Origin of the sequence: Actinomyces ihuae, assembly GCF_001457875.1 — a bacterium.
Lineage (GTDB): Bacteria > Actinomycetota > Actinomycetes > Actinomycetales > Actinomycetaceae > Pauljensenia > Pauljensenia radingae_A.
Genome location: NZ_CZPX01000005.1, coordinates 618,264 through 636,933, shown reverse-complemented (window position 1 = coordinate 636,933; position 18,670 = coordinate 618,264). Strand labels below are relative to the sequence as shown.

At 61.6% G+C, this 18,670-nt stretch carries 16 protein-coding genes; 14 read left to right on the top strand and 2 right to left on the bottom strand.

The window, feature by feature from the left end:
• The first annotated feature begins 141 nt into the window (after positions 1-141).
• The 5 genes from BN3002_RS07445 (at position 142) to BN3002_RS07425 (ending at position 5,603) form a co-directional block, all read left to right on the top strand.
• Complete coding sequence (locus BN3002_RS07445) at positions 142-1,971, top strand: phosphoenolpyruvate carboxykinase (GTP) (protein WP_058237328.1); 1,830 nt, start codon at positions 142-144, stop codon at positions 1,969-1,971.
• A gap of 218 nt (positions 1,972-2,189) precedes the next feature.
• A complete protein-coding gene (locus BN3002_RS07440) occupies positions 2,190-3,188 on the top strand; it encodes an AAA family ATPase (RefSeq protein WP_058237327.1) in 999 nt (332 codons plus the stop codon).
• A 21-nt stretch (positions 3,189-3,209) separates the two neighbouring features.
• Positions 3,210-4,103: a DUF58 domain-containing protein gene (locus tag BN3002_RS07435; RefSeq protein WP_058237326.1), complete on the top strand. Its 894-nt coding sequence runs from the start codon at positions 3,210-3,212 to the stop codon at positions 4,101-4,103.
• Positions 4,093-4,551 carry a hypothetical protein gene (locus BN3002_RS07430; protein WP_058237325.1) on the top strand — a complete coding sequence of 153 codons (459 nt, stop codon included), beginning with the start codon at positions 4,093-4,095 and terminating at the stop codon, positions 4,549-4,551. Before BN3002_RS07435 ends, BN3002_RS07430 begins: the two co-directional genes overlap by 11 nt.
• The gene (locus BN3002_RS07425) at positions 4,548-5,603 is read left to right on the top strand and encodes a vWA domain-containing protein (protein WP_058237324.1); all 1,056 of its coding nucleotides are present in this window, start codon (positions 4,548-4,550) and stop codon (positions 5,601-5,603) included. The genes BN3002_RS07430 and BN3002_RS07425 overlap by 4 nt, the downstream gene beginning before the upstream one ends.
• Before the next feature lie 112 nt (positions 5,604-5,715).
• Here BN3002_RS07425 and BN3002_RS07420 read toward each other — a convergent pair whose 3' ends face one another.
• Entirely contained in the window at positions 5,716-7,179 is a 1,464-nt protein-coding gene (locus BN3002_RS07420) for a carboxylesterase family protein (RefSeq protein ID WP_082628594.1), read from the bottom strand.
• Positions 7,180-7,280: 101 nt separating this feature from the next.
• Here BN3002_RS07420 and BN3002_RS07415 point away from each other — a divergent pair, with 101 nt between their 5' ends.
• The 8 genes from BN3002_RS07415 to purL all read left to right on the top strand — a co-directional run bounded on the left by BN3002_RS07415 (position 7,281) and on the right by purL (position 16,611).
• Positions 7,281-7,940 carry a TetR/AcrR family transcriptional regulator gene (locus tag BN3002_RS07415; RefSeq protein ID WP_157886394.1) on the top strand — a complete coding sequence of 220 codons (660 nt, stop codon included), beginning with the start codon at positions 7,281-7,283 and terminating at the stop codon, positions 7,938-7,940.
• A 295-nt stretch (positions 7,941-8,235) separates the two neighbouring features.
• Complete coding sequence (locus BN3002_RS07410) at positions 8,236-9,234, top strand: VWA domain-containing protein (protein ID WP_058237321.1); 999 nt, start codon at positions 8,236-8,238, stop codon at positions 9,232-9,234.
• The gene (locus BN3002_RS07405; RefSeq protein WP_058237320.1) at positions 9,224-10,426 is read left to right on the top strand and encodes a tetratricopeptide repeat protein; all 1,203 of its coding nucleotides are present in this window, start codon (positions 9,224-9,226) and stop codon (positions 10,424-10,426) included. Before BN3002_RS07410 ends, BN3002_RS07405 begins: the two co-directional genes overlap by 11 nt.
• Positions 10,427-10,691: 265 nt before the next feature.
• The gene (gene purD, locus BN3002_RS07400) at positions 10,692-12,029 is read left to right on the top strand and encodes a phosphoribosylamine--glycine ligase (protein WP_058237319.1); all 1,338 of its coding nucleotides are present in this window, start codon (positions 10,692-10,694) and stop codon (positions 12,027-12,029) included.
• Positions 12,030-12,075: 46 nt separating this feature from the next.
• Positions 12,076-12,975, top strand: coding sequence for a phosphoribosylaminoimidazolesuccinocarboxamide synthase (locus BN3002_RS07395; protein WP_058237318.1), 900 nt, complete (start codon positions 12,076-12,078; stop codon positions 12,973-12,975).
• A 58-nt stretch (positions 12,976-13,033) separates the two neighbouring features.
• Positions 13,034-13,312 (top strand): phosphoribosylformylglycinamidine synthase subunit PurS, encoded by a 279-nt coding sequence (locus BN3002_RS07390; protein ID WP_058237317.1) that lies wholly within the window; start codon positions 13,034-13,036, stop codon positions 13,310-13,312.
• Between the two features lie 8 nt (positions 13,313-13,320).
• Positions 13,321-14,055, top strand: coding sequence for a phosphoribosylformylglycinamidine synthase subunit PurQ (purQ, locus tag BN3002_RS07385; RefSeq protein ID WP_257525574.1), 735 nt, complete (start codon positions 13,321-13,323; stop codon positions 14,053-14,055).
• Between the two features lie 156 nt (positions 14,056-14,211).
• Positions 14,212-16,611, top strand: coding sequence for a phosphoribosylformylglycinamidine synthase subunit PurL (purL, locus tag BN3002_RS07380; protein WP_058237315.1), 2,400 nt, complete (start codon positions 14,212-14,214; stop codon positions 16,609-16,611).
• Between the two features lie 93 nt (positions 16,612-16,704).
• Here the strand turns inward: purL and BN3002_RS07375 are convergent, their stop codons facing one another.
• Positions 16,705-17,439 (bottom strand): GntR family transcriptional regulator, encoded by a 735-nt coding sequence (locus BN3002_RS07375; RefSeq protein WP_257525573.1) that lies wholly within the window; start codon positions 17,437-17,439, stop codon positions 16,705-16,707.
• A gap of 201 nt (positions 17,440-17,640) precedes the next feature.
• Between BN3002_RS07375 and BN3002_RS07370 the strand changes: the two genes are divergently transcribed.
• Complete coding sequence (locus tag BN3002_RS07370; RefSeq protein WP_058237313.1) at positions 17,641-18,537, top strand: ABC transporter permease; 897 nt, start codon at positions 17,641-17,643, stop codon at positions 18,535-18,537.
• Positions 18,538-18,670: the final 133 nt, after the last annotated feature.

The following is an 18,670-nucleotide window of genomic DNA, read 5'->3' as shown; positions in this document are numbered from 1 at the left end:
ACCGGCGGTGAATGTGGAGTCGGACACACCAGCGGTGGGACTATTCGCCCTAGCGAAAACCCCTATGGTGCGAGATGATGGGATCGTAGATCGAGGGCGTGACCGCGCCCTGGAGTACCGAGTGCCTCAGGAGGCAAAAGTATGTCCGTGACCGAACAAGATGTCCGCTCCGCAGCGCCATCAAATGCTCCCGAAGACGTCGTGAGTTGGGTGGCCGAGATTGCTGCTCTGACCACACCTGATGCCATCGAGTTCTCTGATGGCTCCCAGGAAGAATGGGATCGTCTGACTGAGCAGATGGTTGACTCAGGCATGTTCACGCGTCTGAACGAAGAGAAGCGCCCCAACTCCTTCCTGGCTCGTTCTCTGCCGTCTGACGTCGCCCGTGTCGAATCCCGCACATTCATCTGCTGCGAGAAGGAAGAAGACGCCGGCCCGACGAATCACTGGGCAGATCCCAAGGAGATGAAGGCAACTCTGAAGGAGAAGTTCACCGGCGCGATGAAGGGACGCACCATGTACGTGGTGCCGTTCTCCATGGGACCGCTGGGTGGCCCGATTTCCCAGCTCGGCATTGAGATCACCGACTCACCGTACGTTGTGTGCAACATGCGCATCATGACCCGCATGGGTGCCAAGGCTATGGACCTCATCAACGAGGGCAAGCCGTGGGTTCCTGCAGTTCACTCCGTCGGCAAGCCGCTTGCCGAGGGCGAGACCGATACCGAGTGGCCGTGCAACGACGAAAAGTACATCACGCACTTCCCCGAGACCAACGAGATCTGGTCTTACGGCTCCGGTTACGGCGGCAACGCTCTGCTGGGCAAGAAGTGCTTCGCACTGCGTATTGCATCGACGATGGCTCGCCGCGACGGCTGGATGGCGGAGCACATGCTCATCCTGCGCCTGACCTCTGAGAAGACCGGCGAGCAGTACCACATCACCGCTGCCTTCCCGTCAGCATGTGGCAAGACCAACCTCGCTATGCTGCAGCCGACCATTGACGGCTACAAGGTTGAGACCGTCGGTGACGATATCGCATGGATGCGCCCCGGTCCCGATGGCACCCTGCGCGCCATCAACCCGGAAGCCGGCTTCTTCGGTGTTGCCCCCGGAACGTCCTACAAGACCAACCCGATGGCAATGGAAACCGCCAAGGCCAACTCCATCTTCACCAACGTTGCACTGACTGACGATGGCGACGTGTGGTGGGAAGGCATCGACGGCGACGTGCCTGAGCACCTGATCGACTGGCACGGCAAGGACTGGACGCCGGAGTCCGATGCACCGGCAGCACACCCGAACTCACGTTTCACGGTTCCAGCATCGCAGTGCCCGATCATCTGCCCCGACTGGGAAGCACCAGAAGGCGTGCCGGTCACCGCAATCCTGTTCGGCGGCCGCCGCGCTTCCAACGTTCCGTTGGTTGCTGAGCAGTACGAGCCTGCACACGGTGTGTTCATTGGTGCATCCGTTGCATCCGAGCAGACCGCTGCTGCTGAAGGTTCAGTCGGCTCCCTGCGCCACGACCCATTCGCCATGCTGCCCTTCTGCGGATACAACATGGCTGACTACTGGGGCCACTGGCTGGAGATGCAGAAGGAACTGGGCGACAGGTTCCCGAAGGTCTACCAGGTCAACTGGTTCCGTAAGGACGAGGACGGCAAGTTCATGTGGCCGGGATACGGCGACAACTCCCGCGTTCTCGACTGGATCGTTCGCCGCGCAGCCGGCGAGGTCGAAGCCATCGAAGGCGTCACCGGCCTGTACCCGAAGTTCGAGGACTTCAACCTTGAAGGACTCGATCTTGACAAAGAGGCTTGGGACAAGCTGTTCTTCATCGATCCTGAGGCGTGGGAAGCCGAAATGGATGATACCGAGAAGTACTTCGAACAGTTCGGTGATCATCTGCCGGCAGAAATTACCGAGCAGCTCAAGAAGTTCCGCGATCGCATTGCAGCTGCCAAGTGACGATGCGATCTGCAGAACCCGCAGATCGGTGGTGCGTAGTCTCCCAGTGAGACTCGCAGCCTGAACGTTCAGGGGCTCGTCTGGGAAACCGGACGGGCCCCTTCGTCTTTATCTAGCCATCGTGATCTTCTCGAACGTAGACTAGCCTCAGCGGCGCATCAACCAAAGTGAGACAATGAGTGCGTCGATCGCACAGTTGAAGAAGAAAGATACTGTTCATGAGCCAGAGCCCGAACTATCTGACTGACGAGGAACTCTCCCACGCCAGAGACCTGCTGTCTCGGGTGGAACGCATTTTCGCTTCCCGTGTGGTGGGACAGGATGACCTGCGACGTGCACTGATCGCGTCACTGCTGGCACGCGGGCACATCCTGCTTGAATCCGTCCCTGGCCTGGCCAAGACAACAGCAGCCCAGACCCTGGCTTCAGCAGTATCCGGATCCTTCAGGCGTATCCAATGCACACCTGACCTCATGCCCAATGACATTATCGGCGCGCAGGTCTATAACCAGGCGACAGGCGAAATGGTCACGCAGCTCGGACCTGTTCACGCCAACCTCGTGCTCCTGGACGAAATCAACCGTTCCTCAGCGAAAACCCAGTCAGCCATGCTCGAGGCCATGCAGGAAGCTCAGACAACGATCGGCGGCGTGAACTACCCATTGCCCAAACCCTTCATGGTCATGGCTACGCAAAACCCCATCGAAGAAGAAGGCACCTACGTTCTGCCCGAAGCTCAGATGGACCGCTTCCTGATGAAGCAGATTATCACCTACCCTCAGCCTCGTGAAGAACTCGAAGTCCTCGAACGCATCGACGCGGGCACGATGGATGCGCAGATCCAGGAAGAACCGATCAGCCTCGAGGATCTGACAACGCTGCAGAAGATGACGAACCGCGTCTTCATTCACCACACCCTGAAGGCTTACATCGTTGACATCATCAACACCACGCGCGGCCAGGGTCCTCGCTACGTCGAGCCGGTGAGCAAACTGCTGCGCGTAGGAGCCTCCCCGCGTGGCGGTATCGCCCTGATGCGCGTCTCTCAGGCCCTCGCCTTGATGTCAGGTCGCAACTACGTCACCCCTGAGGAAATCAAAGCGATGCGCCATGCAGTGCTGCGTCACCGCATGATCCGCACCTATGATGCGATCGCTGACGGTGTGGACGTGGATCGCCTGATCGATTCTGTCTTCAACGCCGTCCCGGTGCCGTAAACACCCAGAAGGATCTGCATCATGGCATCAGGCACGTCTCGCGGCACGCTCCAGGCAATCGGCACTCGCGTCGAATTGCCTGTCATGCGGCGTCTCCTGTCGGTGATGGAAGGTCGGCACTCGTCCGAACGAACCGGGCGGGGCATGGAGTTTCGTGACATGGCGGTCTACCAGCGCGGCGACGATGTCAAGGACATTGACTGGAAAGCGACCGCCCGAGCCGGGGAACCCATCGTCAAGCGTCGTGAAGCAACCGCCAACGTGCAGATGATGCTGGTGGTCGACGCCGGGCGATCCATGGGCGCCCTCGCACCTTCGGGGGAGTCAAAGAACGAAGTAGCCCTGGAAGCGTGCCGCATTGTCGCGTGGCTGGCTTCCATGCGCGGCGACCAGGTAGGTATGGTTGCGGGCGATTCACGTCGTTTGCGGCACGTGCCCGCTCGCTCCGGCAACCAGCATGCGGAGATGATTTTGCGCCAGCTCAAGGCGAACATCGACCTGACAGCGCCTCCCTCGGACATGCACAGGCTATTGACGAGGGCGTTCGCCGCAACCCGCCGCCGATCCCTGATCGTCATCGTGACAGATGAGACGCGCCCGCAGTTGTCCGATGAGCAGGCCCTGAAACGCCTCACAGTGCGTCACCGCGTGATCGTCATGCAGGTGGGGGACATGCTGGCGGCATCCTTGCCGAAAGGGACTGAAGTGATCGACGTCAACGCCGGTCAGCTGCCTGAATTCGTCATCGGTGACAAGAAACTGGCGGAGCAGGCCGCGATCGTGGCGCGTCAACGCAAGCAGGCAGTGTCGGAGATGCTGGCGCGAGTGGGGGTCACTCAGGTGTCGATGGATTCGGTTGCGGCGGTGCCTGGTGCCCTTGTCACAGCGCTTGAAAGGAGCGGTCGTGCCCACTGATTCGCTGCAGGATACGCTGACCTACCCGCATTGGATGTGGATCACCGGCTGCGTCCTGATCCTGCTGGTCATTGCATGGCTGTCGATCTGCCTGTGGAGGTGGCGCAATGCGCGCGAAGCGGACCACCCCGAACTGATGACGATTTCACAGGCCGAAAAGAAACGCTACAACGAACTTCTCACGCAGATTGCCGCCCGGCAGGACGAGGGCGACCTGGACACACGCGGCGTGCACCTGGCCGTTGCCGGTTTGATGCGTGCGCTGGGAACTCAGCGAACGGGGCGTGACCTGGAAGTGGCCACCGTTGAAGAGATCCGCCAGCTGGTGCCCACGTGGACAGAGCTGGCTGACGTGCTGAACGCGTGCGAAGACCCCTCGTTCCAGGAGGAGAACCAGGCTGACACGCGTGCCGTGATTGCTCAGGCGCGGCGGGTGGTGGACTCATGAAATTCCCACTGTTTATTGCCGTCGTCATCGGCATTGTCGTTTTAGGGGCGCTGACCAGCTGGATCTTCTTTCGTGACCGGTCGCGCGCTCACCGCCACGAAGCGTGGGTTGCCAACAGTGGGTTCGTGCGGACGTTGCCGAAGTACCGCCAGCTGCAAAACCTTTCGCGCCTGGCGTTGCTGGGTGTGGTGATGCTGCTGCTGGGTTTGACGTTGAGCACTGCCGTGGTGGCGGCATCGCCGGTTGATCGGCGAGTGGATAACCAGAGCGTGCAGTCTCGTGACATGATCATGTGCCTGGATGCGTCAGGGTCGATGCTGCCATACGACATGCAGATCATTGAAACCTTCGATTCGATTGTGTCGGGATTTGCCGGCGAGCGTGTCTCCCTGCAGCTGTGGTCGGGCCGTTCCTGGATTGTGTTTCCTCTGACCGATGACTACGACATGGTGCATGAAGTCTTTGCCGAGATTATTGACACGATCGATTCCGGCAACTTCAACATGCCGGACAGTTTCTGGGTCATGACACCGGAGGTGGAGCGTTTATTCCGCCACATCAATGACCCGAAGATCTGGGATATTGACCCCAACGACCCTGATCCGGACACCTCCGACATCGTCTCCTCGCAGTCGGGTGACGGCCTGGCGTCCTGTGTGTACGGCTTCGACCACACAGACAAGGAGCGCTCACGCACGGTCCTGTTCGCCACCGACAACATGATTCAGGGCACGCCTTTGTATACCCTGCAGGAGGCCACTGACCTGGCGATCGAGTACGGCGTGACTGTCACGGGCCTGTACCCGGACCTGTCCCTGAGCTTCGGTGAAGCAGAAGAGATGCAGGAGCAGGTCGAACGCACCGGCGGGCAGATGTACACGCTGGGTGATCCGAGCCTGACAGATTCGGTGGTGCAGGAGATCGAGGATGAGCAGACCGCCGAACTGTCAACGGGTGAGGTTGTGGAAACGGACCGGCCTGAAGGTGCTTTGTCGTTCGGCGGCTGGTGCCTGCTCGGCCTGCTTGCATTGGCGGCATGGATGCGCATCTAGCACCACTACCGCTCGTCAGGGTCATTGACGAGGGGACCGCGGCGCCACTGTCACGTGTGGTTGCTGAGAGTGCGGGCGCAGATGGCGCTGGAAAGGCGGACGCTGCCGGTCGCTAGAAGTACAGGCGCACCTGCGCGGAATGCGGATCCCACTGCGGCCACGGCGCACTGTGGTGGCGAATGAAATACACCCAGTCCTCATGCATGGAGAGACTGTCCGCGTCCAGTTCCCCGTCATAAACCGGCGCGTCGAAACCGTTGCGCAGCCTGGTGAGCGCGGATTGCGGCGGCTCGATGTCAGTGGGGAAGCGTACCAGCGCGGTCTGGGCTTCTGGATTGTGGTGCACATCGAATGAGAACGGCAGATCGAAGCAGTGCTGGGAGAGTTGACGCGGCCACGGCCATTGAAAACAGTAGCGCCAGGTAGCAGCGCCACCCTCGTCCCTGGACTGCAGGCAGCGACGAAGCGGGGCGTGGACGAGCGGCTCGGTGCTGATCGCTTGGTTCAGGATCTGGCGAGGGGCGCGCAAGGCGCTCCAGCGTGCGACGAATCGCCGGGCATCGTCCGCGGTCCAGCCGCACGTCTGCAGCGCGGAGGCAATGGCTGCGGCCTGCTCGGTGGTGGCCGGGTTAGTGCCTGTGCCGTTTTCACCTGCGAACTCGTGCGCCGTCGAACCGATCAGCAGTGGCACCGAGGTGTGGCCGGGCGTACGCGCAATTACGGCCGGGTGATCAGGCAGGACCGGGTCTCCGATGACGGGGCCGAAGGGGGAACGCTGCGGGCATTCGATGGTGAGCGGATCGCAACCGTCAGCGTCAACCTGCATCTGTGCCGTCTCGCCCAGCGCGATGATGAGGTGCTGTTGAGCGGAGTAGATGGTTTCCTCGCTCAGGGAACACCAACCGTCGAGGGTGGCGGGGATACCCGCTGCGAGGGCCATGTGTACGGCCGTGACGTGAGAGTCGTCAACGGTCAGCGTGATGGGCAGGGGAGATTGACAGATGGCGGCGTGGAATAGTCCCTCGGCTTGCCCGGATGCCATGAGTGCGTGGATGCAGGCTGCTCCCGCGCTGTGACCTGCCACGGTGACGTTATCGGGGTCACCGCCAAAGCTCGCGATATTGTCTCGCACCCAGGTCAGCGCCATGATCAGATCGAGCAGCGCTCTGTTCGTGGGCGCATCGGAGCCGTCGACCCAGCCGAAACCGTCGAAGCCAAGGCGATACGACACGCTGACCGTCACAATGCCGTCGCGGTTGAAGGCGTTCCCGTCGTGCCAGGGGGACGAGGGAGACCCTGCGACGTATCCACCGCCGTGGATCCACACCATGACGGGTGCGCGCGCATCGGTGCGGCCGGGATGAGGCGTAAAAACGTTGACCAGAAGCGTGTCATCGCCGGCGATTGACGGTTCAGGGATGGTGGTGACATCAAGGAGCGCGTGCCTCTGCGCAGTGGCGCCGGGGCGCGTGGCGTCGATGGGCTGCTCCCAGGGTGAGCGGCGCCGTGGGGCGAGGAAACGCAGAGGACCGGTCGGTGGCTGCGCGAAGCGTGAGGAGGCACTGGCGCCCGCAATATGGCCGCTTTGTTACTGTTTTGTAGCGTGACAGCATGTCGAAAACCGGTGAGCTGCGCATGGTGATTGAAAATGAGCCATCCTCGGGGAACAATCACACTATGGCCACACGCGAAGAACCACGAAAGCGCCGTCAGCCGGGACGTCCTCCCGCCGGCAGTGAAGACAAGCGCGCCCGAGTCCTGCACGAGGCGGTCGAGCTTTTCGCTCATCAGGGATATGCGGGAACATCTCTGGCGGAGATCGCGCGGGCAGCGGAGATCTCCAAAGCCGGGTTGCTGCATTACTTCCCGTCCAAGGATGCGCTTTTCGCGGCCGTTCTGACCCAGCGTGACCAGAAAACTCACGAGGAATTCCTCCTCGATTCGACCGACGACCCGTGGAAGCTCCTTGACCAGTGGGTGCACCTGATTGAACGGAATGTGCAGGATCCCACCGGGGTGGCGCTCTACTCGGTGATGAGTGGCGCTGCCGTGAGCGATGAGCATCCGGCTCATGAATGGTTTACCGGTCACCTCGCCACAACGATTGAAATGTTGACCCGCGCTTTTGACGAAGGGAAGAAAGCGGGAACTGTAAGACCGGATGCGCCGTCTCGATCTCTCGCGCGCTGTCTGGTAGCTCTTTCTGACGGACTGCAGGTGCAGTGGCTGGCGGCCCGAGCGTGCCACGACAAAGACAAGGCCACCGTGTTCGGCACGGATCTGGTCACCGAAACCCGCATGCTTGCGCAGGCGATCCGCAGCACGTGGGGCATGTAAGTCGAAACTGGTCGGGCGCTTCTTTGCGGGTCGCACCAATGTACTCGCGCAAGGGTGAGGCAGCTGTGATGACACGAGCGTAACGGATGGAAAACGACTTGAGCATCATGGGTCGTGACGGATGTTCCAATTTTCTGATTTCCGCTACTGTGGTACTTGCAGACCTGAGTTTCTGCGCGAGAAGTCCCCTATGGCGGAAGCGACCTTCACGGGGAGCATTCCTCGCAGGAGGTTTCCACTTGTGGGAACGGGTCGGCGCACCAGACAACCGAGCTGAGGCGAAGGAGATAGACGCGTGATTTTCCGCCCCATTATCTCCCTGTGGGTCCTCGCCATCTTCTTTATTGCATGCGTGGCACTGTGCGTCTGGGGCGCTCGCAGACGTGCGATGAGTTCGCGCGTGAATCTGGTTCGCCGCCTTCTGATCGTCTCACTCATGACATTCATGCTTGCCGGCCCGTCCATCAGGCAGGAGTCGCACAGCACCACCTCGGATGTTGAACTGTGGTTCGTCATCGACCGCACCGGATCGATGGCGGCCGAAGATTATGGTCCTGACCGTTTGCCGCGCCTCGACGGCGTCAAAGCGGATGTTGCCACGATCGTTGACCACATGCCTGCCGCCAGGTTCTCAATCTTCACGTGGGATCGTGACATTGAGCGTGTTTTGCCCGTCACCAGCGACATCGGCGCGATCGACTCGTACATGCAGATCATGGGCCAGGAACTGTCCTCCTCGTCCCAGGGCTCATCATTGGCGCGCCCTGTGAGTGACCTGCGCAGCTACCTCACCAAAGCTCAGGAATCGCGCGGCGGAAACTCGCGCTATGTCGTCGTCATGGGCGATGGGGAGAACACCGAGGATGCCTCGCAGGGAGTTGGGGACTGGCGTTCAGTGGCAGAGGCATGTGACGGTGCGCTGGTCATTGGGTATGGAACTGCCGAGGGGGGCCGGATGAAGGCGCGCTCACTCGATCAATCCCAATCCGGCTACATCCCCGACCCGCAGGACCCTTCCAGGGACGGGATCTCATCTGCTGATGAAGGTGCCTTGCGTGAGGTCGCCAGTCAGCTCGGTGCTGACTATGTCCATTCGCCCGATAACGGGTCGATTATTGACCATGCTGCTCAGTTCAACTCTGAGGGCAAGCTGATATCGGAGTCACGTGACACAGTTGAGGTGTACCGCTACTACGTCTGGCCGTTCGCATTGGTGTTTGCCGTGTTGCTGGCATGGGAAGCCTCGGCAATCGTGGCCCGCATGCGCAAGATGAGGAGGGCTCATGTCATCTGATCAGCCACCGTACGACTCTGCTTGTCCGCAATCCTCTGCGGGCGGAGCCAGTGCGCAGGCTCCACATGACGATGCCAGCGCGCATCCTTCGCGTGCAGGTGCGTCGTCACACGGTGGGCGCTCTGCCGGTAAAGCTGCGTCGAAGACCCGTGCCCGCGGGTCGCTCGCATTATTGTGGTGGACGTTGCCGCTCATGCTGATCGTCTTGCTGGCAGCGGCATTCCTGATCGGATTGACACTGTGGTCGCACGCATCTGGGGTGGCATACCGCTCCGGAAACTACGACAAAGCGATGGGCGGCTACGACGGTCAGATGACGGTCACTCAGCGCGGACCGGAGCGGTGGCTTGCGTTCTACAACAAGGGCACGACTTTTCTGGCTGAAGGCGAGGTTGACGGCGGTGTTTCTCAGTTGTCGACTGCGTTCGAGCTGGTGCCCAAGGCCGTCAAGAACGAGGACGGCACGATCGAGCCTTACTCCTATGAATGCATGGTCAGGAACAACCTGGCCGTTGGAAAAGAAATCATGGCTGACGGGCTGGAAGCTCAGGGTGATCATCTGGACGCACGTGATACCTACGACGAGGCGCTCGAGCTGATTCAGATTTGCCGGGCGCCCGATGACACCAGTCGGCCGCAAAGCGGTGACCAGTCTCAAAGCGGCGACGAGCCGCAAAGCGATCAGTCACAAAGTGGCGATAATTCCCAAAGCGGTGATCAATCCCAGAGCAGTGATCAGTCGCAAAGCAGCGACCAGTCGCAAAGCGGTGGCGGGTCAGATTCGGACTCCGGCTCAGATTCAGATTCCGACTCGGATTCCGACTCTGACTCACCTTCTGGTTCGCAGTCCGATCAGCAGTCCTCGCCGGCGGATCAGACAAATGACCGCATTTCACCTAAGCGCGATCGTGCGAATGACCAGCTGCCTGACGGTCAGAAGGATCGAAAGGACGGGGAACAGGACGATTCTGATGGCCAGGGTGGCGGCACCCGTCAGCCCCAGCCGAAGCCCGATCAAGGCAATGATCCGAACTCCACGCCTGCTCCAGAAAAGCGCGAAGATCCGTACGCGGATGAAACCCAGGAGGAGAAGGACCGCCGCGAGGAACTCAACCGGCGCTCGAAGGAAACCAACAGTGACGTCGATCCGTTGGATGGCAGCCGCGACACCAGGCCGAACGGGAAGTGGTGACACGACCGGCTCGGGCACCTCGGCGCGCTCGCTTCGCATGATGAGGGTGGCGGTTGAGCCTGTGCCTGCTCCACAGCTCGCAGCCGGCAGACTCTGTTCACGCTACACACGCATTGCAGCCGGCAACCCCCTCAGGCTGCTCCACATTTGTCCGGTCATATGTACTCGACATAGGACATGACAAAGCCTGTGGGGGTGACTGGTCTAACCGAAAGTAGGGGACTGAGGCGTCGTTTACGGCCTGACAGTTCGGTAGGCTGAAGGTGTGAAGGTTCTGCTCATTGGCAATGGTGGGCGCGAACATGCCATCGCGCGCGCACTGATCCGTACTGGCGCACACTCCCGTGTTCTGGCTGAACGCGGCACACCGCTTGAACTGTTCGCTCAAGCCGGAAACCCCGGAATCGACCGCATCGCCACGCCCGTGGACTTCGGTGATGCCAACCCCGCTGACCCGAACAGCTCGGACGCCATCGCGCAGCGCGCACGCGACCTGAACGCTGACCTGGTCATCATCGGACCGGAAGCCCCCCTCGTCGCCGGACTGGCTGACGCGGTTCGCGCGCAGGGCATCGCATGCTTCGGCCCAGGCAAGGAAGCCGCCCGCCTCGAAGCATCAAAATCTTTTGCCAAAACTGTCATGGACGAGGCCGGCGTCGCCACTGCCCGCTCCTTCACCTGTCAAACAATGGATGAGGTCGACCAGGCGCTCCGCACATGCACCACCCCTCACGTTGTCAAAGACGATCAACTGGCCGCAGGCAAAGGTGTGCTGGTTACCGCTGACTCTGACGCTGCACGCGAACATGCGCGCCACTGTCTGGATCGTCCCGACGGTGCCGTTGTCATCGAGGACTACCTCGATGGGCCGGAAGTCTCCCTGTTCTGCATCAGCGACGGTACACACGTCGTCCCACTGGTTCCGGCACAGGACTTCAAACGCCTTCAGGACGCCAATGAAGGGCCGAACACCGGTGGAATGGGTGCCTACTCGCCGCTGCCGTGGCTCCACGACGGACTTGCCGACGAGGTTGTTCGCACCATCGCAGAACCAACGGTGCGCCGCATGGCGCAGCGCGGTACGCCGTTCACCGGTCTGCTGTACTGCGGGCTGGCGATGTCCTCGAACGGAGTGCGTGTCGTCGAATTCAACGTCCGCTTCGGTGACCCGGAAACACAGGTCGTCCTGGAGCGCCTCGAATCCCCACTGCTTGACCTGCTCGACGCAGCATCGCGCGGTACCCTTGACCAAGTCGCGGCCCCGACCTGGAGTGACGATGCGGCAGTCACCGTCGTCCTGGCCTCACCTGGATACCCCGTTCGTGCGCGCACCGGCCAAACGATCCGCGGAGCCGAAGCCGCAGAGGAACTCCCCGGAGTCCACCTCATCCACGCCGGCACGAAAAGTGTCGGCGCAGCGCAGGACAGTGAAGCGCACGCCACCCTCGTCGCTGATGGGGGACGCGTACTGGACGTCGTGGCGCGTGCAGCAACCATTGACGAGGCGCGGCGCGCAGCGTACGAGGCAATCGGGCGCATTGACTTTCCTGAATGTCAATTCCGGCGCGACATCGCGCAATGGCCAGACGGACTCAGCGCCTAGGCGCACGCATATCAGCAGTTCAGCGCAAGGAGTGAGGGAGAAGAAAATGAGTGAGGCAGTCGAACTGGACGGGTGGACACACGTTAATTCTGGCAAGGTGCGTGACCTGTACCAAAGTGAGGACGGGCGCGTACTCCTGATGGTCACGTCGGACCGTATCAGCGCCTACGACTATATTCTGCCCACCGAAATCCCCGGCAAGGGCCTGGTGCTGACAGGACTGTCGACGTGGTGGATGAACAAGCTCGATTCGATTGTGGGGAACCACCTGCTTGATGAGCCGGTGCCCGCCCAGGTCGCAGGGCGCGCAGTAGTGTGCAAGAAGCTCACCATGTATCCCATCGAATGCGTGGTGCGTGGATACCTGACCGGCTCCGGTCTGGCGGAATACAAGCAGTCCGGCACAGTGTGCGAGATCCGCCTGCCGGAAGGCCTGACCGAAGCTTCGAAACTGCCTGAACCGATCTTCACCCCCGCAGCCAAGGCTGAACTGGGTGAACACGACGAAAACATCTCCTTCGAGCGTGCAGCCGACATGGTGGGGCGCGACGTGGCGGCAGCGCTGCGCGACACGTCCATCAAGCTGTATTCGGAGGCGGCGCGCATCGCTCGCGAGCGCGGCGTCATCATCGCTGACACCAAGTTCGAGTTCGGTGTGGATCCTGACAGTGGCGAGCTGGTCCTGGCTGATGAGGCACTCACGCCGGACTCGTCGCGTTTTTGGCCCGCCGACCAGTGGGTTGAAGGCCAGGTGACCCCCAGCTTCGACAAACAGTATGTGCGCGACTGGCTGACCTCCGCAGAATCCGGGTGGGATCGCGCCAGTGGCGAGCAGCCGCCGCGCCTGCCTGACCGGATCGTTGAGGCGACACGTCAACGCTACGTCGATGCGTACACGCTGCTCACCGGTCAGGCACCGGAACCGGGCAACCAGCCACGTCAGTGAACCGTTTGACAGAGCTACCACATTAACCGCCGACACCTTAAGAAACCAGGAGGACCCAGTGGGCCGAATCATTGTTGAAGTGATGCCGAAACCAGAAATCCTTGACCCGCAAGGAAAAGCAGTCGGATCCGCACTGCCGCGACTGGGAATTTCCAGTTTCACATCTGTGCGTCAGGGCAAGTGCTTCCACCTGGATGTGGAGGGCGCCGTCACGGATGAGCACCTCGCCCAGGCACGCCGCGCCGCTGAAGAAGTCCTGTCAAACCCGATTATTGAGGACGTCGTGCGCGTCGAAGAACTTCTCGTTGACGAGGGCGCTCACGGTGATGCGCAATGAGTCCGAAGGTGAAAATCGGAGTCGTGACTTTCCCGGGCACGCTCGATGACCAGGATGCGGCTCGCGCTGTGCGTCTGGCCGGAGGTGAGCCGGTGCGCCTGTGGCACAAGGACACGGACCTGCAGGGCGTGGGCGCAGTAATTCTGCCCGGTGGCTTTTCCTACGGTGACTACCTGCGGTGCGGCGCCATTGCAGCGGTGTCCGCCATTATGGGGCCGATCGTTGACGCGGCCCGCACAGGCATGCCGGTGCTGGGCATCTGCAACGGTTTCCAGGTTCTGTGTGAGTCACACCTGCTGGAAGGCGCACTGATCCGCAACACGCACCAGAAGTTCATTTGCCGCGATCAGACGCTGCGTGTGGAGAACGCGGACACCGCGTGGACCTCGAGCCTGACGCAGGGACAGACGATCACAGTCCCACTCAAGAATGGCGAAGGCTGCTTCCAGGCTGACGCCGACACGATCAAGCGGCTTGAGGATGAGGGTCGCGTCGTGTTCCGCTACGTGGATGTCAATCCGAACGGGTCGGCTCACGACATTGCCGGCATCACGAATAAGCAGGGCAACGTTGTTGGCCTCATGCCGCACCCCGAGCACGCCGTGGAAAGCGGTTTCGGACCGGTTCGTCGCGCGCAGCGCTCGAAATCATTCGGCGGGGACGGCTCCGTTGAGGTTTCCGGACATGGCGGCACCGACGGCCTGACACTGTTCGCTTCCGCACTGGCCACATTGGTGGGGTAAGTGAGGCATGACGACGCAGCGGCGTTCGCCCTCGTCCATGACCCCGCTATCCACAACCCATACACAATTTGATCCACAGGGAAGCAGGCGCGACGGCGCCACCGTCCACAAGCATGTGGACACAGCCTGTGGACAACTGAGAATCTGGAGCTTGACATGACCCCCACACATGACGCTGACCGCGGCGCGGCAGGCGCGCCTATCCCGGTCGAAACCCCCGACACCGTTGAGGACGCCGCGCGCACGCCCGACACAGCGATGCCCTACCGCGAACTCGGCCTGAAAGACGACGAATACCAGCGCATCTGCGAGATCCTGGGACGCCGCCCCACCAACGCGGAACTGGCCATGTACTCGGTGATGTGGTCCGAGCACTGCTCATACAAGTCCTCGAAGAAACACCTGGGCGAACAGTTCGGCAAGAAAACCACTGACGACATGCGCGAACACCTGCTGGTCGGCATGGGACAGAACGCCGGCGTCGTCGACGTCGGCAACGGCTGGGCTGTGACATTCAAAGTCGAATCGCACAACCACCCCTCATTCGTGGAACCCTATCAAGGTGCTGCCACGGGTGTGGGCGGCATCGTCCGCGACATCATGTCGATGGGTGCACGCCCGGTAGCCGTGATGGACCAGCTGCGTTTCGGCGCACTCGACCACCCGGACACCGCCCGTGTCGTGCACGGCGTGGTGGCCGGTGTCGGCGGATACGGCAACTGCCTGGGCCTGCCGAACATCGGCGGCGAAACCGAGTTCGACCCGTCCTACCAGGGCAACCCGCTGGTCAACGCCCTGTGCCTGGGCGTGCTGCGTCACGACGATATCCACCTGGCGAACGCGTCCGGTGAAGGCAACCTGGTGGTGCTGTTCGGTGCACGCACCGGTGGCGACGGCATCGGCGGCGCCTCGATTCTGGCGTCGGAAACCTTCGACGACGGCATGCCCACTAAGCGCCCCTCGGTGCAGGTCGGTGACCCCTTCATGGAAAAAGTGCTGATCGAATGCTGCCTCGAGCTGTTCGACGCAGGCGTGGTGCAGGCCATTCAGGACCTGGGCGCGGCGGGAATCTCGTGCGCCACCTCGGAACTGGCTGCCAACGGCGATTCCGGTATGCATGTGGATCTTGAGAACGTGCTGCTGCGTGACCCGACCCTGACAGCCGGTGAGATCCTCATGTCCGAATCGCAGGAACGCATGATGGCGATCGTGACCCCTGAAGATCGTGAGCGCTTCTTCGAAATCATCGACAAGTGGGACGTGGAAGCCGCCGTGATCGGCACGGTCACCGGTGATGGCCGCCTGACGATCGACCACTTCGGCCAGCGCATCGTGGATGTGGATCCCAAGACCGTGGCGAATGAAGGACCGGTCTATGACCGCCCGTACGCGCGTCCCGCATGGCAGGACGAGCTGCAGGACAACACTGTGGAGGCAGCCGGCTTGGCGCGCCCGCAGACTGCCGCCGAGTTGGATGAGGCGCTGCGCACGGTGCTGTCGGACGTCAACCAGGGGTCGAAAGCGTGGGTGACAGATCAGTACGACCGTTACGTGCAGGGCAACACGGCGCTCGCGCAGCCCGATGATGCCGGCGTGGTGCGCGTCGACGAAGAAACCGGTGCGGGCGTGGCGCTGTCAACGGACGCGAACGGCTGGTTCACCAAACTTGACCCGTACGAGGGTGCCCGCCAGGCGCTCGCGGAAGCCTACCGCAATGTCGCGACGGTGGGTGCTCGCCCCGTGGCAATCACGAACTGCCTGAACTTCGGTAATCCGGAGGATACGGACGCGATGTGGCAGCTGGTCACCGCGATGGAAGGCCTGGCTGACGGTTGCGTGGAGATGGGTGTGCCGGTGACCGGCGGAAACGTCTCCCTGTACAACTCCTCGGGAACGGAAAAAGGTCAGTTTGATTCCTCGATCAACCCCACCCCGGTGGTCGGCTTGCTGGGCGTGATGGATGACGTGCGTCGCGCAAATCCGTCTGGCTGGACCGCTGAAGGGCTGGCTGTGGTGCTGCTCGGCTCCACCCGCGATGAGCTGGACGGGTCGGCGTGGGCACGCATCGTGCATGATCACCTCGGTGGCCTGCCCCCGAAGGTTGATCTGGAAGCCGAGATGGCATTGGGCCGAGTCCTGGAAGCACTGTCTGCGGCTGACGGCCCTGATGGACAGCCTTTGATCCGCGCGGCACATGATCTGTCGAATGGTGGTCTGATCCAGTCGCTGGTGGATTCGGCGCTTCGTTTCGGCATCGGCGGCAGTTTCGACATCGCGCAGGCAGCTGGCATCGCAGGCGTGGATGACTTCGTCATGTTGCTGTCTGAGTCGCAGGGCCGAGCGATGGTGGCCGTGGCCGAAGAATCCTTGCCGGCGGTGTACGCAGCTGCAGAGGCTGAGGGCGTGCAGGCGGCGCGCATCGGCACGACCGGTGGCGACATGGTGGTGATCACCGGCGGTGACGTACTGACTGATTCAGGCAACGGCAACGGCTGGATGGCTGACATCACCGAGCTTCGCGACATGCAGGAAAGCGCGCTGCGTTCGCGTTTCTAGGTCGCCGGTTCGCGGCGGTCGGGCGCCCTCGTCAATAACTCTTTTTGGAGAATTGGCGAGGGCGACGCCGTGTGTTGATCGAATCGTCGGGCGTCAGTTGGATCGCTGCGCGCGGACGACGCGTGCGCTCATCACTGCCGGGTTCTGATAGATCAGCGTGACGGCAACGGCCAGGCCGTCGCGCACTTCGGCGGTTTGAGTGGATCGCAGGATGGGGGTGCGCAATTTGATGCCGAGCGTTTCGGCAACTGCCAGCGGAGCGCATATGGCTTCCACAGTCGCGTCGTTGCGTTCGATGCGGATACCCCATTCGTCGGTGAGTTTGGTCAGCGTGGTCACTGACTCGATCATCGGGCTCGGATCCAGGTCAACGCCGTCAATGCTGAGCGGAATGTGATCGTAGACCAGCATTGCGGGAGCCCCATCCACACCGATGACGCGCGTGATGCGCCAGCATTCCTTCTCAGAGGTGGGTGGCAGAAGCGCGCGCACAATCGTGGGTGGCGTGACTTTTTCGCACGCGGTATCCAGGTAGGAAACCTGGTGGCCGCGCTGGACGAATGTGCCGAACACGGTGTCGATTGACTGGACGTCGACGAAGACCTGGTCAATGTGCTGAGGGAGCTCGGCGGATTTGCGCACGAATGTACCGGCACCCCAGCGGCGTTCCACTTTGCCTTCAAGCCAGAGCTGTTCGAGGGCTGCGCGCACAGTGGTACGCGACACCGACAGCAGTGTGGCGAGGTCTTTTTCCGAGGGAAGACGGTCACCGGGCTTCAGATGCTGGTCGATGTGAGATCGCAGTTCCTGGCAAGTTCTGGCCGACAAGTGTGTTTCTTGCATCGCAGCCAGTTTAGGGCAACAGGAACGGTTTCGCGCTTCAAGCCCCGTCAACAAGGAACTCCGGCAAGGCCCTCATGAGTTCCTGCGTACGAGTCATACAGGCTGTTCTTATTGGTTCCTGTTGAACGCTCAACATAGGTGTGCTCGATACGCTCATCCAGCTTCGGATATTTGAGGTTCTAATTATTGTCATTCGCGCTTGCCTGCTTTGCAGAGTACGGCGGGTTCATCACGATGACTCGGATCGGGGCTTCGCGCTGGCGCTTCGCGCGCTCCATGTTCGCCTGGAAATCGCCGAGTGGGTGCTTGTTCTGGCTCGCGACTACACTCGGCAGCGTGGACTGGTCAGTGTGGGAATGGGTGAGATTTGGCCTCGGGCTAGCCGTGATAGTCGGAGCGGTGATTGTCGTCCTGCGGGCTCACGGCGTCAAAATGGGTTGGGCCCCTGCGGTCGCGATCATCCGCGCGTGCCTCCAACTGGCGCTCATTTCAGTGTTATTGGGTGCGGTCATCAAGTGGCCGTTGCTGGTACTGGCCTTCATCCTGCTCATGCTCACGACGGCGTCGCTCACGGGGGCGAAACGCGCGGCTGATCTGCCGGGCGGCAGGCGCAACGCCGTGATGGCGGTCGTCGCGGGCGGCTTGGCCGCGACGGGATCATCGCTGGCGCTGGGGCTCGTCGGCTTGGATGTGCAGCAGATTATCGCGGTGGCGGGCATCTCTATCGGCAACGCGATGGCGGCGTCGACGCTGACCGCGCGCAACTATCTTGCGGCGCTGCGCTCTGGCGTCGGCGAAGTGGAGGGCTGGCTGGCGCTTGGCGCCACACCGCCGCAATCGACGCTGCGCCTGCGGCGAGACTCCATTCGGGAAGCGCTTATCCCCACTATCGATCAGACCCGCAACACTGGGCTTGTCACGCTGCCGGGCGCGTTCGTCGGTGCCTTGTTTGCTGGGCTGAGTCCGGTGGCGGCGGGCGTGTTCCAGGTGGTGGTGTTGGCCGCGGTTCTGCTCGCCAAGTCTGTGACCGCCACGGTGTTCTCCACGCTAGCCGGACGGGCGCGCCAGCTGCCGAGCCCCTGAGCGCCTCGGGGCTGGGGGCGGCGGGGAAGCTAACCCGATATCCACACTCGTTTCTTGAAACAGCCGATTTCGGCCAGTTTTGGCAAACGCGTGTGGATATCGGGTTAGGAATGCGGTGGGTCACCGGGCAGTG

What these genes read in the sequence shown, in the direction of transcription:
- BN3002_RS07445 (WP_058237328.1), top strand. Translation starts at nt 142, where the DNA reads ATGTCCGTGACCGAACAAGATGTCCGCTCCGCAGCGCCATCAAATGCT.
- BN3002_RS07440 (WP_058237327.1), top strand. Translation starts at nt 2,190, where the DNA reads ATGAGCCAGAGCCCGAACTATCTGACTGACGAGGAACTCTCCCACGCC.
- BN3002_RS07435 (WP_058237326.1), top strand. Translation starts at nt 3,210, where the DNA reads ATGGCATCAGGCACGTCTCGCGGCACGCTCCAGGCAATCGGCACTCGC.
- BN3002_RS07425 (WP_058237324.1), top strand. Translation starts at nt 4,548, where the DNA reads ATGAAATTCCCACTGTTTATTGCCGTCGTCATCGGCATTGTCGTTTTA.
- BN3002_RS07415 (WP_157886394.1), top strand. Translation starts at nt 7,281, where the DNA reads ATGGCCACACGCGAAGAACCACGAAAGCGCCGTCAGCCGGGACGTCCT.
- BN3002_RS07405 (WP_058237320.1), top strand. Translation starts at nt 9,224, where the DNA reads ATGTCATCTGATCAGCCACCGTACGACTCTGCTTGTCCGCAATCCTCT.
- BN3002_RS07395 (WP_058237318.1), top strand. Translation starts at nt 12,076, where the DNA reads ATGAGTGAGGCAGTCGAACTGGACGGGTGGACACACGTTAATTCTGGC.
- purL (WP_058237315.1), top strand. Translation starts at nt 14,212, where the DNA reads ATGACCCCCACACATGACGCTGACCGCGGCGCGGCAGGCGCGCCTATC.